General features: G+C 35.7%; 15 protein-coding genes. 8 read left to right on the top strand and 7 right to left on the bottom strand.

Annotated features, from left to right (window positions below; all coding sequences use genetic code 11):
- The first annotated feature begins 75 nt into the window (after positions 1-75).
- Complete coding sequence (locus tag P0Y62_18495) at positions 76-564, top strand: DUF6438 domain-containing protein (protein WEK69785.1); 489 nt, start codon at positions 76-78, stop codon at positions 562-564.
- A gap of 83 nt (positions 565-647) precedes the next feature.
- Complete coding sequence (locus P0Y62_18490) at positions 648-1,952, top strand: DEAD/DEAH box helicase (GenBank protein WEK69784.1); 1,305 nt, start codon at positions 648-650, stop codon at positions 1,950-1,952.
- A 40-nt stretch (positions 1,953-1,992) separates the two neighbouring features.
- Here the strand turns inward: P0Y62_18490 and P0Y62_18485 are convergent, their stop codons facing one another.
- The 7 genes from P0Y62_18485 to P0Y62_18455 all read right to left on the bottom strand — a co-directional run bounded on the left by P0Y62_18485 (position 1,993) and on the right by P0Y62_18455 (position 9,034).
- On the bottom strand, positions 1,993-2,754 hold the full coding sequence (locus tag P0Y62_18485; GenBank protein ID WEK69783.1) for a TatD family hydrolase: 762 nt from the start codon (positions 2,752-2,754) through the stop codon (positions 1,993-1,995).
- Between the two features lie 5 nt (positions 2,755-2,759).
- Entirely contained in the window at positions 2,760-3,287 is a 528-nt protein-coding gene (locus P0Y62_18480) for a DUF4269 domain-containing protein (GenBank protein ID WEK69782.1), read from the bottom strand.
- The gene (locus P0Y62_18475; GenBank protein ID WEK69781.1) at positions 3,280-4,239 is read right to left on the bottom strand and encodes a GSCFA domain-containing protein; all 960 of its coding nucleotides are present in this window, start codon (positions 4,237-4,239) and stop codon (positions 3,280-3,282) included. Before P0Y62_18475 ends, P0Y62_18480 begins: the two co-directional genes overlap by 8 nt.
- Positions 4,240-4,311: 72 nt before the next feature.
- Positions 4,312-5,283, bottom strand: coding sequence for a polyprenyl synthetase family protein (locus P0Y62_18470; protein ID WEK69780.1), 972 nt, complete (start codon positions 5,281-5,283; stop codon positions 4,312-4,314).
- A gap of 102 nt (positions 5,284-5,385) precedes the next feature.
- On the bottom strand, positions 5,386-6,528 hold the full coding sequence (locus P0Y62_18465) for an inorganic phosphate transporter (GenBank protein ID WEK69779.1): 1,143 nt from the start codon (positions 6,526-6,528) through the stop codon (positions 5,386-5,388).
- A 20-nt stretch (positions 6,529-6,548) separates the two neighbouring features.
- Entirely contained in the window at positions 6,549-7,187 is a 639-nt protein-coding gene (locus tag P0Y62_18460) for a DUF47 family protein (GenBank protein ID WEK69778.1), read from the bottom strand.
- Between the two features lie 149 nt (positions 7,188-7,336).
- Positions 7,337-9,034 carry a DEAD/DEAH box helicase gene (locus tag P0Y62_18455; protein ID WEK69777.1) on the bottom strand — a complete coding sequence of 566 codons (1,698 nt, stop codon included), beginning with the start codon at positions 9,032-9,034 and terminating at the stop codon, positions 7,337-7,339.
- 228 nt (positions 9,035-9,262) lie between these two features.
- On the opposite strand from P0Y62_18455, the gene P0Y62_18450 reads away from it, so the two are divergent.
- From P0Y62_18450 to P0Y62_18425, 6 genes are all read left to right on the top strand, one after another.
- Positions 9,263-10,573, top strand: a complete 1,311-nt coding sequence (locus P0Y62_18450; protein WEK69776.1) for a TolC family protein — start codon at positions 9,263-9,265, stop codon at positions 10,571-10,573.
- Between the two features lie 3 nt (positions 10,574-10,576).
- The gene (locus P0Y62_18445; protein WEK69775.1) at positions 10,577-11,860 is read left to right on the top strand and encodes an efflux RND transporter periplasmic adaptor subunit; all 1,284 of its coding nucleotides are present in this window, start codon (positions 10,577-10,579) and stop codon (positions 11,858-11,860) included.
- A 51-nt stretch (positions 11,861-11,911) separates the two neighbouring features.
- Entirely contained in the window at positions 11,912-12,661 is a 750-nt protein-coding gene (locus P0Y62_18440; protein WEK69774.1) for an ABC transporter ATP-binding protein, read from the top strand.
- A 24-nt stretch (positions 12,662-12,685) separates the two neighbouring features.
- Positions 12,686-13,915: an ABC transporter permease gene (locus P0Y62_18435; GenBank protein WEK69773.1), complete on the top strand. Its 1,230-nt coding sequence runs from the start codon at positions 12,686-12,688 to the stop codon at positions 13,913-13,915.
- Positions 13,916-14,001: 86 nt separating this feature from the next.
- On the top strand, positions 14,002-14,664 hold the full coding sequence (locus P0Y62_18430; protein WEK69772.1) for a DUF2461 domain-containing protein: 663 nt from the start codon (positions 14,002-14,004) through the stop codon (positions 14,662-14,664).
- A gap of 157 nt (positions 14,665-14,821) precedes the next feature.
- Positions 14,822-15,616 (top strand): FkbM family methyltransferase, encoded by a 795-nt coding sequence (locus tag P0Y62_18425; GenBank protein ID WEK69771.1) that lies wholly within the window; start codon positions 14,822-14,824, stop codon positions 15,614-15,616.
- Positions 15,617-15,619 lie beyond the last annotated feature (3 nt).

Here is a 15,619-nt window from a genome sequence, read left to right as displayed (position 1 = left end):
CACTACTACTCATAAATTCTATCTTAAAAATATTTTGGAACAATTCTTGACAGACCTCCGTTAAATTAAAAAACTATGAAATATTTATTCAGTTTACTGACTGTAGTGCTTTTGTTCTCATGCTCTACTCAAAAAAACAGTGCAAAGTATTCATCTATCGAATATGAAGCAGGTGCTTGCTTTGGATCTTGCCCTATTTTTAAAATAACTATTAATCCGGACAGGACAGCTGTTTTGGAAGCTGAGCATTTTAATTTTTCTAAAGAATTTTCAAAAGCTGAATTTTCAAAACCAAGAGAAGGAACGTTTAAAACCACTATAAAACAGGAAGACTATAATAAACTTATAGATTTACTTAACAACTTAGAGGTAAAAAACCTAAATGACAAATATGGAAATAGAAATGTTACTGATATGGCAACATCATATCTAAGAATTAGTTTCCCGGATAACACTACAAAAACAGTAGAGGATTATGGAAAAAAAGGAACCGACAAGCTTGTTGAAGTATATAAGTTTTTTGAGGACCTGAGAAATAATCAACAATGGACAAAAGTGAAGTAATTATCTTAAAAATATTTAAACTACCTTTGCAAAACATAATTCCTTCAAATGAAGGAATTTTTATTTAATTAAAAACAATTCATTTGAATTTTACAGACTTAAACTTAATAGATCCTATTGCAAAAGCAATTCAGGAACAAGGATATACCAACCCCACTCCCATTCAGGAAAGATCGATTCCGGAAATTTTAAAAGGGAGCGATTTTTTGGGGTGTGCACAAACAGGAACAGGAAAAACAGCAGCATTTGCTATTCCGATTCTTCAGAATCTTTCAAAAAATAAAACGTCTAACAAAAATATTAAAGCTTTAATCTTAACTCCGACCCGTGAATTAGCAATACAGATTGAAGAGAATATTAAAGCTTACGGAAAATACCTTCCTCTTACACATTTGGTTATTTTTGGAGGTGTAAAACAGGGTAATCAGGAGGCAGCTTTGAAAAAAGGTGTCGATATTCTAGTAGCTACTCCGGGAAGATTGTTGGATTTTATTGCTCAGGGAATCATCAGTTTAAAGAACCTTGAAATTTTTGTATTGGATGAAGCAGACAGGATGCTGGATATGGGATTTGTACATGATGTAAAGAGAATCATTAAACTTCTTCCTCCAAAAAGACAGACCTTATTTTTCTCTGCAACCATGCCGGCTGAAATTCAGAAGCTGGCTGATTCCATTCTGAACAATCCCGTAAAAGTAGAAGTAACTCCGGTTTCTTCCACTGCAGAAACCATCAAACAATCGGTATATTTTGTTGAAAAAGAAGATAAGCTGAATCTTTTAACGCATATTTTAAAGAACGATATTTCAGATTCGGTACTGGTATTTGCCAGAACTAAACACGGAGCCGATAAAATTGCGAGAAAGCTTCAGAAAGATAATATTACGACAGAAGCCATTCACGGAAATAAATCCCAAAATGCCCGTCAGAATGCTTTAAACAATTTCAAATCAGGAAAGACAAGAGTATTGGTGGCCACCGATATTGCGGCGAGAGGAATTGATATTGATGAATTGAAATATGTCGTGAATTTCGAGCTTTCAGATGTTTCTGAAACCTATGTTCATAGAATCGGAAGAACGGGAAGAGCAGGTGCAGAAGGAACATCAATTTCTTTTGTAGACGGTCTGGACTTATTAAATCTGAAAAACACTGAAAAATTGATCGGAATGAAAATCCCGATTGTAAAAGATCATCCGTTCCATACAGACAGTCTGGTTGCCCAGAAGAGAGATTCTAATAACAAACCTGCTACCGCAGGAAGTGGAAGACCACAAACATCGAATAATTCCTCTAGACCGAATAAAAACAACAAGAAACCAACTTCCCCTACTGCTTCAGTAGGATTTAAGAAGCCTAAGAATAAGAATTTTACAAGAAAGAAATAAAAAATGCCTTCCAAATTGGAAGGCGTTTATATTTATAAAATTAAATGAACATTTTCTTTGCATTTTCCGTCGTAATCATGTCAATCTCAGAAAAATCCACACCATAAATGTCAACCAATTTTCCAGCTACAAGATCAAGGTACGAACTTTCATTTCTTTTTCCCCGGTGCGGAACCGGCGCTAAATAAGGAGAATCTGTTTCCAGAACGATTTTATCTAATGGAATCTCATGTAAAAATTGATCGATTTTACCATTTTTAAATGTTACTACTCCACCAATTCCTAAAATAAAGTTTAGATCAATGGCATGCTTTGCCTGTTCCAGATTACCTGAAAAGCAATGGAAAATCCCCCTCAGTTTCGGGCGTTTCTTTTTTTCCAGCACTTCAAAGGTTTCCTCAAAACTTTCTCTGGTGTGAATCACGATCGGCAGATCCATTTCAATTGCCCAATCAATTTGCTGTTCAAATGCTTTTACCTGAATATCCAAAGTTGTTTTGTCCCAATATAAATCGATTCCGATCTCTCCGATAGCAGGAAAACCCCTCTGGTCCAGGTAGTTTTTTACGATTTCCAGTTCTTTTTCCCAAGATTCCGGTTTTACATAACAAGGATGTAATCCCATCATTGAAAAAATATGGCTTGGATATTCAGCTTCCAATTGCAACATTTTTTCATGAGATTCTGAATCAATCGCAGGAAGATAAAATTCTGTAATTCCTTTGTCTATGGCTCTTTGAATAGTCTCTTTTCTGTCTTCATCAAATTCTTCTGCGTATAAATGGGTATGTGTATCAATCATTGTCTCTAATATTTTAATAGATCTTCATAAGGATTTTCCAAACCCAACAACATTCCGAAAGCTGGTTCTGTTTTAATTCCTTTTTTCTTTAATTCTATTATTTTTTGTTTAAAATCTTTGCCTTTTTCCTGTAATATTTTGTGTTCAGTAATCATGTGACGATAAGCGTTTTGGTCAATTGATGGCTTATTTTGTCCGAAAATTTCGATGGGAAAATCTTCCAATATAAAATTTAGGGTGATACATTTTTCACCGTTTAAAATTGGATATTCTACTTTAACGTCGCCCCCTCCGGGAATAAGCTTACTAAACATTATAATGTCCAAAAAATCTTCCTCAAATCTAGGATCAACCTCACAAATAATATCCAGATCACTTCCCTCAATATCAATTCCAATAGGAACAGTTCCGGCTAAAAGCGGTGAATAATTACTTAACTTTTCGAATATTTTATACTTTAAAAGAACTTCGTAAGCTTTTTTTTGTCTCTCGTTTCCTTCTTTTAAATAATCAATGGTAGTGAAATCAATCATTGGAGAAGATTGAATGTTTTACTTTTTGTCTCTGAACTTCAATTCTTTGATTCAGTTTTTCCTTAAACTCAATATATTTAGGATCTTTTTCATCATCTGTTCTGTGCTCTAAAGCTTTATTAATTTTAAAATTCTCTTTAATAAAATCTTTTGTCATTTCAGAAAAATAAGCCCCTCCAAATTTCTCAAAAATATAATTAACCGCCTGACTGTTAGGATGGATCATATCTTCTTTATAAAAACGGTAATCCCTGAGATCATCCATCAAAATTTCATAAACAGGAAGATAATGACAGTTTTCAAACTGTGGAATAACTTCATGAATCGCTGTAATTAGTTTTGATTTACTTAATTGATTTTCAATCATTCCGTCTTTTGTATGACGAACGGGTGAAACCGTAAATAAAATCTGAACATCCTCTTTACAGATATCTTTCAAATCTAAGATCGTATTGTAGATAGAATCTGTGAGTTCCTGATGAGTAAGCAGCCTTTTTTCAAAGAATTTTTGCGGAATTTTATGGCAATTAGCTACCAGTTTTTGCTTCGGAATAAATTCATAAATAAACGAAGTTCCGTACGTGATAATAATCCAGTTGGAATTCTGAAGAAAAGAATTTCCATCTTCAATTTTACTATTGATTTTATCCAGCGTCTGATGAATATATCTTGTATCGAAGCTTGTATGATGATCCAGAGAAATAAATTCGTCATTAAAGGTTATTAATTCCTCTTCTTCATAAAATCCTGCATCATGTAGCCTTTTAATGGCGTTATGGATTGAAAAGGGATTAAAAATAGTTCCAAAAGGATTGTTGACCGTCTGCAACTGACCTTGCTGAAACAAATCTGACATTTCGGAAGCAAAACAAGAACCTATTGAAAATATTTTATCTTCAACTTCAATCTTCTTCTCTGATTCTTTAATGTCAACTTCTGTCCTGAATTTCATTGTATAGATGGCAGGTCGCAAATTTTAGGTTGTAGGAAAATGCTACCTCCAACCTAAAATCTATTACCTGATTTAGCTTTCTCTTCTTAATAAGTAATTCGCCAATTCTGCAAACGGTTTTTTCTTTTCTTCCGGAATATTGATCTTCTGAAGATAGCTCTGTCCGATTTCGTTATGTTTTTCGATCAGGCGAAGTGCTTTTTCATCTACTTTTGTTCTTCTGAAAATCTTCTCCACTCCATATACTTTATCAACATTATCTGTCTTTTTAGAGTACCAGTAATCCAGTTCTTTTCTCTCTTCTTCTGTTGCGTGCTCTCTCGCCATCAAATAAAGAACGGTCTTTTTATTTTCATAGATATCTCCTGCATGCTTTTTACCGAATTGTGCCTGATCTCCAAAAACATCCAAATAATCATCCATAATCTGGAAGGCAATCCCGATATGCTTTCCGAAGTTGAAAATCGCTTTAGCATCTTTAAAATTAGCTTTTGCAATCAACGCTCCGATTTCAAATGAAGAAGCACTCAACACTCCAGTTTTATAAGTAATCATTCTGATATAGTCATCAAAAGTTACATTTTCCTGGGTTTCAAAATTGATGTCATATTGCTGACCTTCGCATAAAAGCAAACCAGTATGAGTGAAAATTCTGAGACATGCTTTGAAAATTTCAGGTTCAAGATCTTCGAAGAACTTATAGGCTTTCAGCATCAGTCCGTCTCCTGAAAGAATACCTGTATTGATCCCGTGTAACGTATGAATTGTAGGTTTATTTCTTCTCAAAGGAGCTTCATCCATAATATCATCATGGATCAGTGTAAAATTATGGAAAAACTCAATAGCCAAAGCAGGTTTTATTGCTTCTTTCAAATCACCTCCAAATAAATCGCACGCCATTAAAACCATAATCGGACGAAGACGTTTTCCACCATGTGAAATGATGTAATTCATCGGGTCATATAATTCTGCAGGCTTATCTTTGAAAGTATACTTTTGAATAGCATCAGCAACAATCTGTTGGTATCTGTCTAAAAATTCCATAAATTCTAATAATTTGAGCAAAAATACGATTTTCTAAGGCTTTATAAAACAAAAAACTTTGCCCGGATGAGCAAAGTTTAATTATATTTTAAATTTTTGATTTTAAGATAAAAATGTCACCACCAGATAAGTAATTCCTGCTACAATTGCCGAAATTGGAATGGTTAAAACCCAAGCCCAAAGAAGACTTACCGTAATTCCCCATCTTACAGCAGAAATTCTTTTCGTTAATCCAACCCCGATGATAGAACCTGTAATGGTATGGGTTGTAGAAACAGGAATACCGAAATGGTCTGTAATGAACAAGGTAATTGCACCTGCAGTTTCAGCACTCACTCCTTCTAGTGAAGTTACTTTCGTAATCTTCGTTCCCATAGTTTTGATAATTTTCCAGCCTCCGCTCATTGTTCCTAAACCAATAGCTAAGAATGATACTAAAGGTACCCATATGTAATGCTGTGCAAAATAATCAAAACGATCAGCCGAAGCTACATTTAGGTATTCTGTATCATGAAGCATATTAACATGATAATAAATCACTGCTGCACCAATAATACCCATTACTTTCTGAGCGTCATTCAAACCGTGTCCTAAGCTGAATAAAGCTGAAGAACCCAACTGTAATCTTTTGAAAGATTTATCCGCTTTATGAGGATTTGATCTTTTGTAAAGGTGAACGATAATTAAAGTGATGATAATTGAAATCACCATTCCTATAATCGGAGCCATGAAAATGAACAGGAAAATAGGAATTACCTTATCAAATTTAACTACACTTTGATGAGTCACCTGATTAAAGGCTTCTTTAATCGTTCCCCAGAATCCTAAATCCGGCTGTGCCGCAGTAACAGAGTGATAATCCATCATGAAAGCATGCATTAAAGCAGCCCCAAGAAAACCACCGATTAAGGTATGTGAAGATGATGAAGGAATACCAAACCACCATGTTAAAAGATTCCAGGCAATTGCCGCAACAAGACCTGAAAAGATAACTTCAAGGGTGATAAAATTTTCGTTAACCGTTTTGGCAATTGTATTACCAATTTTAAATTCTCCAATGATATAAGCAGCAATAAAGAAAGCCGCAAAGTTCCAAAGTGCTGCCCAAAGTACAGCCTGGAAAGGAGTTAAAACTTTTGTAGAAACAATAGTCGCAATTGAATTGGCTGCATCATGAAAACCGTTGATGTAATCAAATATTAAAGCCAGAGCAATAATAACTATAAGTAAAATCGGAAATTCCATTGTTTAATTATAATTATTAATTAAGCGTATTTAATCATGATGTTCTCAATTGTGTTGGCAACATCTTCTGCTTTGTCAGTTACTACTTCAAGATAATTAAGTACAGATGAAACTTTGATAATATTGATGGCATCGTTTGTTTCGAACAATTCTACCATAGAATTTGATAACAAATCGTCTGCAATGTTTTCAATAGAGTTTACTTTGATACAAGCTTCTTTTACCTGCTCCATATTTTTGAAACCCTTAAGGTTTTTCATCGCATTCTGAATTTCAAGACATGCTTTGTGAATCAATAAAGAGAAGTCTGAATACGCCTTCATTTCCGGCGATTTGTACAAGAAGATATATTTTGTAGAAGCGTAGATATAATCTGCGATATCGTCTAATCCCGTTGCTAAAGTGTGAATATCTTCTCTGTCGAATGGAGTAATGAAATTTTTCCCTAGTTCTACGAAGATTTCGTGAGTAAGCTCATCATTTTTGTGTTCATAATCGCTCATCTTTTTCAACATAGAATCGTCGTTAAGATCGAAGTCTTTGATTCCGTGGTTGAATTCCTCAGACATTGCTACAAGGTTTTCTGTTACTTTTTCGAAAAGCACAAAGAAGATTTTATCTTTTGGTTGAAAAGCGTGGAAAATATTACCAATTCCCATTTTTAAGTTTTTATAATTCGTGTGCAAATTTCTTAAAAAACCACCTTACCTGAAAGAGTACAACGTTAAGTTTTGTTAACATTGGGTTAACATATAATTATTAAATAAAAAAACCGGCCTACAGCCGGTTTTCATTATCTTAAAAGCGTTTAGTTTGCCACTTCAGCTCTCATTTCTTTTCCTTTGAACTTCATAGAACCAATATTACTCAGAACATTGTCTTTGAATGTTTTTTCAACCTCGAAGAAAGAGAATTTTTCTAAAATTTCAATATCACCAATTTCCGCTCTTTTCTTACTTTTCCCATTAGATGTTGCCTTATTGATAATATCCAGAACATCTAATTTTTTAAGCTGGTCTTTTTTACCCAGATTAAAGAAGAATCTCACCATATTTTCGTTTCTTCTTCTTGGTTTTGCTCCACGATCTCTGTCGTTTCTCTCACCTCTCTCACGATCTCTTCCTCTGTCTCTGTCACGATCTCTTCTGTCTCTTCGTGATCCTCCGTCATCATCTCTGCTGTTTAGTCTCTGCTCCATAAGATCATGTCTGTCTTTATAGTAAAGAGCAATATCTTTCAACTGGAACTGAAGTAATTTGTGAACCAACTCTTCTTTTGTAAACGCTGATAAATCAGGGATTAAAGCATCATCAAATTCAAAGAAATCTTCGTGTACTTCAAAAAGGCTTTCAAAAACACCACCTACCTGAGCTTTGATCACTTCTTCTCCTGTAGGGATTTTAGCCTCATTAATATCAATTTTGGTAACTGATTTTATCTGTTTTAGCTTTCTGCTTTCTTCAGGCTTAATCAGAGAAATTGAAATACCGTCTTTTCCTGCTCTACCTGTTCTACCACTTCTGTGAACGAACACTTCCGGATCATCAGGTAAAGAATAATGAATAACGTGCGTCAGTGAATTCACATCCAATCCTCTTGCCGCAACGTCTGTTGCTACTAAAATATCAATGTTCTTCAATCTGAACTTCTTCATTACCGTATCTCTCTGCGCCTGGGAAAGGTCACCATGAAGAGCATCTGCTGCATATCCATTCTGCATCAGGAAATCAGCAACTTCCTGAGTTTCCATTCTCGTTCTGCAGAAAATAATTGAATACTGATTCGGGTTAGAATCAATCAATCTTTTCAATGCTTCTTTTTTCTGACGGTATCCTGCCACATAGTATTCGTGTTTAATGTTCTTTTTAACTTCGTTAATCGAACCAACAGAAATTCTGTGAGGTTTTGTCAAATAATTTTTAGAAATTCTCTCCACCTCTTTACTCATCGTTGCCGAGAATAAGAAAGTTTGTTTTGTTTCAGGAGTTTCGCTTAAAATAGTTTCCAATTCGTCTTTGAAACCCATTGAAAGCATTTCATCAGCTTCGTCTAAAACCAGCCAATGAATTGCAGAAAAATCTAATGCTTTTCTGTTAATCAAGTCGATCACTCTTCCCGGAGTTCCTACAATAATTTGTGGTTTATCCTTCAAAGATCTCATTTGTTCCATAATACTACTTCCACCATAAACTGCTGTAGTTTTGATGTCTTTCATGTATTTGGAATAGTTTTTTATGTCTTTTGTAATCTGAAGACATAATTCTCGTGTCGGACAAAGCACCAATAGTTGGATTTTGCGACTCGTATCGTCAATCATATCCAAAATCGGAAGCGAAAACGCTGCTGTTTTGCCTGTCCCTGTCTGCGCAAGTGCGATCAAATCGCGAATATCTGAAAGAATAAAAGGGATAGTCTGTTTTTGGATTTCTGTCGGGCTTTCGTAACCCAGTTCGCCAATTGCCTTAAGAATATCAGGACTTAAATTGGTTTCCGTAAATAAATTCATTAAATATTATAAAATTTCTGCAAAGATACAATAAATATTTGATTTGTTTTTGAACAAAGTTTTAAATATTTAAACTTTAATTCAGAATCCTTTAACATTTTCTTAATTTTTAAAAAATTTACCATAAAAAAACAGGTCTTGTGTTAAAAAACTATCAAGCATTATTTTTTTTTATTAAATTCGAATTAGTTTTTCTGTGTTATTTATGAATTTTCAAAAAAATAAGCTATGAAATGCAAATTTTTCTTTTTGATCCTTCTTATCAAAACGCTCGAAATATTCGCACAAACTAAAAATTATCCTTCTAGCTGGACACTGGAAAACTGCATTGAATACGCAAAAGAGAATAACATTTCCATTAATTCCTTAAGACTGTCAAAAAACTCAGCAGAACAGGATCTTCTTCAGGCAAAAGAAGCAAAATACCCCAACTTAAGCGGAACAGTTTCTCAAGGCCTGTTTGCATTGAACGGAAACGACGGACTTCATATAAACAGTGCACAATCTCAAAGCATCGGCGCCAATTCTTCCATGACTTTATACCACGCAGGCTACATTAGAAATAATGAATCTTCAAAAAACCTGCTGGTTCAGATGGCCGATCTGTCAGTTCTGGAAGCGCAGAATAATATTACACTCAGCATCACTCAGGCTTATCTCAATATTTTAATGACAGAAGAAAATATTATTGCTCTTGAAGAAATTTTAAAAACGACACAAACCCAGCTGAAGCAGGGAGACCAGTTTTATAAAGCCGGAAATATTTCAAAATTGAATTATCTGCAGATACAGGCACAGGTTGCACAGGATGAATATAATCTGATTGCCGCCCAAAACAACTTAAGAACAAACATTGTAAATCTTAAACAAATTTTACAGCTTCCCTCCAATTATGATTTTCAAATTGTAAAGCCCGAAAATATAGCAGTGGATGAAAATCTAAAATCTCTATCAGAAGTTCAGAATTTAGCTCAAAACCAACGTCCGGAAGTTAAATACGGAGAATTGAATATTGAAAATTCCAATACGAATTTAAAAATGACTCAGGCTTCTATATTGCCTACTTTAAATTTAACCGGAAATATTTCAACCAACTATAACTACAACAACGGAAATTATTTCAGTCAGTTAGGGAATAACTTTTATCTACCTATTGGATTAAGTTTGGGAATTCCCATCTACAACAACAGGATCTACAAAACAGCTATTGAAAAATCTAAAATTGAAATTGAGCAGGCGAATCTGGATTTATTAAATACGAAGACCCTTCTCAATCAACAAGTTGAACAATCCTATATCAATCTTCAAAATTCGCTTTCACAATATGAATCCGCTTCCAAGCAGATGAATCTTAACAAACAAAGCTATGACATTGTAAATGCCCAGATGAAAATCGGAAGCATCGACTATGTACAGCTCCAACAGCAAAGGCTGGCTTATATTCAATCTATACAAAATTATCTGCAGGTAAAGTATTCTGCAGTTCTCAATAAACAGATCTACGAATTTTACGCAGGAAACCCAATAAATATCAAGTAAACTATGAAAGCAAAAAATAAAAAATGGCTGTATTGGATCACTGGTGGTATCATTGTATTGGGTGCAATCTGGTATTTTTTCATCAGAGAAGAAGAGGTGAAAATTAAGCTAGAAACCGTACAGCCGGAAATGGGTGAAATTTCAAACTCCATCACAGCAACCGGAAAAGTACAGCCTGTTGATACCGTTGCAGTTGGTACACAAGTTTCGGGAATCATTAAAAACATCTATGTTGATTTTAATTCTACCGTGAAAAAAGGACAGCTTCTGGCTACGTTAGACCCTGATTTACTGAAATATCAGACAGAGCAGATCAATGCCAATCTTCAGAACGCAAAAAGCAACCTGGCATATAATGAAATCAACTTCAACCGTCAGTCGCAATTGTACAAAGTAGGGGCAATCAGTAAAGCAGATTACGATGTGGCACAAAACCAGATCAATGTAGCAAAAGCCCAAGTCAATTCTGTGAACGCCCAGCTTTCTACTGCCAATAAAAATTTATCCCTAACTAATATTTACTCTCCGATAGACGGCACCGTTTTGAACCGAAATGTAAGCGAAGGACAAACCGTTGCATCGAGTTTCAGTACTCCTACCCTTTTCAGTATTGCGAAAGATTTAACCAAAATGCAGATTCGGGCGTCGGTGGACGAAGCGGATATCGGAAATGTAAAAGTCGGGCAAAAAGCAACATTTACTGTTGATGCTTTTCCCAACGAGACTTTCAACGGGAATGTTTCGGAAGTGAGGCTTCAACCTACCGTTTCTTCGAATGTTGTTAACTATACAACAATGATCAATGCTGACAATTCAAGTTTAAAATTAAAACCGGGAATGACCGCTAATATTACGATTTATACGCAGGTATTAGAAAATGTGATGAAAATTCCGGCATCAGCAACCAGCTTCAGACCTGACAGTCTGGTCATTAAAAAATATAAGCTCAATGCTCCTTTTGCAAAAGGTAAAAAGGGTAAAAAAGGAGAAAATAACCAAGAGAAAAATGCACAGTCCGGCAATGAAAGCAATAATCAAGCAAGTGTATGGGTAATCGGAAAAGACAGTATTATCACCCGGAAACGGATAAGAACAGGAATGGATAATGACACAGAAATCCAGGTAATTTCCGGTTTAAATAAAAACGACAATATCATTACCGGATATAAAAATTTATCTAAAAAATCTTCAGGAGGCTCTGCAAAAAGTCCGTTTATGCCTCAGAGACGAGGCAGTGGAAATAGCGGAGGGAACAAAGGCGGAACTGGAGGCGGCGGTCCCAGATAAAAGGGGTTAGTGATTTGACACATAAAACATTTTCAATAATAAAAAGAAACCATGGCTGACAAAATTCTCGAAATACACGATCTGAAAAGAGAGTTTAGAATGGGGGACGAAATCGTTCACGCTCTGAAAGGCGTAACATTTACCGTAGAAAAAGGTGAATTCGTAACTATTATGGGAAGCAGTGGTTCGGGAAAATCTACACTCCTGAATATTATTGGCTGTCTTGATAAGCCTTCCAGCGGTGATTACCTTCTTGACGGCATCAATATCAAAAATCTGGATCGTGATGAGCTGGCTGTTTTAAGAAACAAAAAAATAGGCTTTGTTTTCCAATCTTACAATCTTTTACCCAGAACAACTGCCAAAGAAAATGTAGAACTTCCTCTTTTATACAATTCGAAAATATCTTCTGAGGAAAGACACGAAAGATCTCTAAAAGCGCTGGCTGCCGTAAAACTGGAAAGCAGAATCGACCATTTGCCCAATCAGATGTCGGGAGGGCAGCAACAAAGAGTTGCTATTGCAAGAGCTTTAGTGAATGAACCTGTCATGATTCTGGCGGATGAAGCTACAGGAAACCTAGATACCAGAACATCTTATGAAATCATGGCTTTAATGCAGGATTTAAATAATCAGGGAAGTACGATCGTTTTTGTAACCCACGAACCGGATATTGCCACATTCAGCAGCCGCACAGTTACTTTAAGAGACGGAAAAGTCATTAAAGACATTAAAAATGAAGATATAAAATCGGCACGGGAAGCTTTAGAAAACCTTCCTAAAAATGATGATTATAAATGATTATTAACCCCAAACTGAATCTAAATGAATCTTTCAAATCTCTTCAGAATTGCCTGGAAAGCACTTTTAAGAAACAAACTTCGGGCATTTCTTACGATGCTCGGAATCATTATTGGGGTAGCTTCGGTTATTGCTATGACCGCCATCGGAGAAGGATCCAAAAAAAGCATCAGTGATCAGCTTTCATCCATGGGTTCAAATATGGTCACAATCCGGCCATCGAGTAATGTCAATGTTTCAGGCGGAGCAAGAATAGGTGCTACAGGCTTACAGACTCTAAAAACTCAGGATGCAGATGCCATTGCCAAAGGCGCTCCCGATGTTTCTTATGTTTCTCCTGCGGTTCAGACCAACGGACAGGCGATCAGCGGACCTAACAACTGGCCCACACAGCTTCAGGGAGTCAATGAAGAATATTTCAGCATCAGGGATTGGGGAATCTCAGAAGGATCACTGTTTACCAGAAAAGATGTCAGCTCATCCAATAAAGTCTGCCTGCTTGGACAGACTGTTGTCACAAATTTGTTTCCCAATGGTGAAGATCCCGTCGGAAGCATTATCCGATTTAATAAAGTTCCGATGAAGGTGATTGGTGTTTTGGCTTCAAAAGGTTCAAACGCATTTGGACAGGATCAGGATGACGTGATCCTGGCTCCTTTCAATACGGTTCAGAGAAGATTTTTAGGAATTACCTATGTTCAGACTATTTACGCTTCCTCATCCAGCGAAAATACTTCTGCACAGGCTACAGATGAGGTTTCCGAAATTCTAAGAAAACAACATAAACTTCCAGAAGACGGGAGCAATGATGATTTTTCGGTGAGAACTCAGGCAGAACTGATTTCTACCATGAGCTCCACAAGTCAGCTTCTGACCGTACTTTTATCCGCTATTGCAGGAATTTCACTCATTGTCGGCGGAATCGGAATTATGAACATCATGTATGTTTCCGTAACAGAAAGAACCAAAGAAATCGGATTGAGAATGTCGATCGGAGCAAGAGGAAAGGACATTTTGTATCAGTTTTTAATTGAAGCCATTATGATCAGTGTTACCGGTGGAATTCTCGGTGTCCTGCTCGGAGTTCTGGCTTCAGAACTGGTTACTATTTTTCTTTCCTGGCCTACTTTCATTACCGAGTCGTCAATTATTGTATCCTTTATCGTCTGTGCGATTACGGGCGTATTTTTCGGATATTATCCAGCCTTGAAAGCTTCAAAACTTGATCCGATTGAAGCACTGAGATATGAATAGTTTTTGTAATTTTGAATAAAAGACCGATACCATTACTGGTATCAAAAAACAGTCTACACAAATTTTAAAATATAAACTTTCCACCAATGGCAGCAATTTCTCCTGAAGTTTTCGGATTTTTAAAAAAGCTCAATAAAAATAATAACCGCGAATGGTTTACAGAAAATAAAAACCTTTACACAGAGTCCCAGCAAAACGTCATTGCCTTTTTGGAAGATCTGCTTAAAGAAATGTCTGAATTTGATGAAGAATTGGCTAAAATTGATGCCAAAAAATCATTATTCAGAATTTACAGAGATACAAGATTCTCTAAAGATAAAATTCCTTACAAGACCAATTTCGGAGCGTCTTTGGGAATGGGAAAAGGAAGCCAAAAAGGAGGGTATTACCTTCATTTAGAACCCGGAAAATCTTTTATTGCAGGGGGAATTTACATGCCGGAATCTTCGGTTTTAAAAGAACTCCGAAAGGAGATTTCATTGTATAGAAATGAGTTTCTGGCAATTCTGAACAATAAAGAATTCAAAAAGCATTTTCCAGAACTGGATCAGGATGACAAGCTCAAAAAAATCCCACAGGGTTTTGAAAAAGACGATCCGATGGCAGAGTTTTTAAAATTAAAGAATTTCATCGTGGTATATTACCTGAAAGACGAAGAAATCCTGAAAAATGATGCCGCGAAAAACCTGGCAAAGATCTTTAAATTGACGAAACCTCTGAATGATTTTCTCAATGCTCCTTTTTTATAAAACTTTAAATTCCATTCTGATTCAATTATAAACCAAACCCTGATTTTGAGAATATAAAAGCAAATTAAATACTGATAATCAACACAATAGAATTATTTTTTTTTAACATCCATTTAACATTTTTGTGTATCTTTGCATTTCGTCTAAACCTACACTAATGTCTTTATACCAAAGGATTGCGGAAAATCTTCAATATATCAGTCCGAGCTTTTACAAAAGAAGGTACTTCAAAAGCTTACACAAGCTTACCAAAGAAAACTTTTCTACACGCAATGTGGAACCCGAACTGGTCTGGATCAAGGAGTATCTTCCCGAAAATGCAGTCATTTTTGATATTGGAGCCAATGTAGGGACGTTTTTGTATCAACTGGAAGACAAATTGAAACCTCAGAATATTTATGGTTTTGAGCCTAATAAAAAGCTGAATATCAGATTAAAAAGACTGTTTCCGTCAATGCACATCCACTCAGTAGCACTTTCTGACGAAAATACCACAGCTGAATTTAAAGTTCCCATTATTAATGGCAAAATGATTGCTTCCCGCGGAACGCTAAATACGTCCTATAAAGAAAAAGGTGAAGAAAAAAGCTATACCGAAAAGGTAGAAGTTATCAAACTGGATGACTGGACAAAAAAAGAAGCCATCACCAAGCTGGATTTTATCAAAATAGATGTTGAAGGCAATGAAATGAAAACCCTGAACGGAGCTAAAGAAACCATACAAAAATTTCAGCCCACGCTCATGGTAGAAATGGAGCAAAGACATCACAACACTCCTATCTGGAATGAAATTGCTGAAGTAGCTTCATGGGGATTTGATGTAAAATACCTGAACAGAAAAAACTTTAAGCTGGAAGAACTCACCGAAGAGGTTTTACTGAAAAACAGCACTAATGAAAAAAACAAGACCGAATACATTAATAACATCATTTTCACCCCTAAAACCCAATAAGAA

The organism is Candidatus Chryseobacterium colombiense, from assembly GCA_029203185.1.
Lineage (GTDB): Bacteria > Bacteroidota > Bacteroidia > Flavobacteriales > Weeksellaceae > Chryseobacterium > Chryseobacterium colombiense.
The sequence above is the reverse complement of the archived record's forward strand: the minus strand, read 5'-3'. Positions and strand labels throughout refer to the sequence as shown.

Coding starts and splice junctions, on each gene's coding strand:
- P0Y62_18425 (WEK69771.1), top strand. CDS start 14,822: ATGTCTTTATACCAAAGGATTGCGGAAAATCTTCAATATATCAGTCCG.
- P0Y62_18480 (WEK69782.1), bottom strand. CDS start 3,287: ATGATTGATTTCACTACCATTGATTATTTAAAAGAAGGAAACGAGAGA.
- P0Y62_18435 (WEK69773.1), top strand. CDS start 12,686: ATGAATCTTTCAAATCTCTTCAGAATTGCCTGGAAAGCACTTTTAAGA.
- P0Y62_18465 (WEK69779.1), bottom strand. CDS start 6,528: ATGGAATTTCCGATTTTACTTATAGTTATTATTGCTCTGGCTTTAATA.
- P0Y62_18495 (WEK69785.1), top strand. CDS start 76: ATGAAATATTTATTCAGTTTACTGACTGTAGTGCTTTTGTTCTCATGC.
- P0Y62_18445 (WEK69775.1), top strand. CDS start 10,577: ATGAAAGCAAAAAATAAAAAATGGCTGTATTGGATCACTGGTGGTATC.
- P0Y62_18460 (WEK69778.1), bottom strand. CDS start 7,187: ATGGGAATTGGTAATATTTTCCACGCTTTTCAACCAAAAGATAAAATC.
- P0Y62_18485 (WEK69783.1), bottom strand. CDS start 2,754: ATGATTGATACACATACCCATTTATACGCAGAAGAATTTGATGAAGAC.
- P0Y62_18450 (WEK69776.1), top strand. CDS start 9,263: ATGAAATGCAAATTTTTCTTTTTGATCCTTCTTATCAAAACGCTCGAA.
- P0Y62_18455 (WEK69777.1), bottom strand. CDS start 9,034: ATGAATTTATTTACGGAAACCAATTTAAGTCCTGATATTCTTAAGGCA.
- P0Y62_18440 (WEK69774.1), top strand. CDS start 11,912: ATGGCTGACAAAATTCTCGAAATACACGATCTGAAAAGAGAGTTTAGA.
- P0Y62_18430 (WEK69772.1), top strand. CDS start 14,002: ATGGCAGCAATTTCTCCTGAAGTTTTCGGATTTTTAAAAAAGCTCAAT.
- P0Y62_18475 (WEK69781.1), bottom strand. CDS start 4,239: ATGAAATTCAGGACAGAAGTTGACATTAAAGAATCAGAGAAGAAGATT.
- P0Y62_18470 (WEK69780.1), bottom strand. CDS start 5,283: ATGGAATTTTTAGACAGATACCAACAGATTGTTGCTGATGCTATTCAA.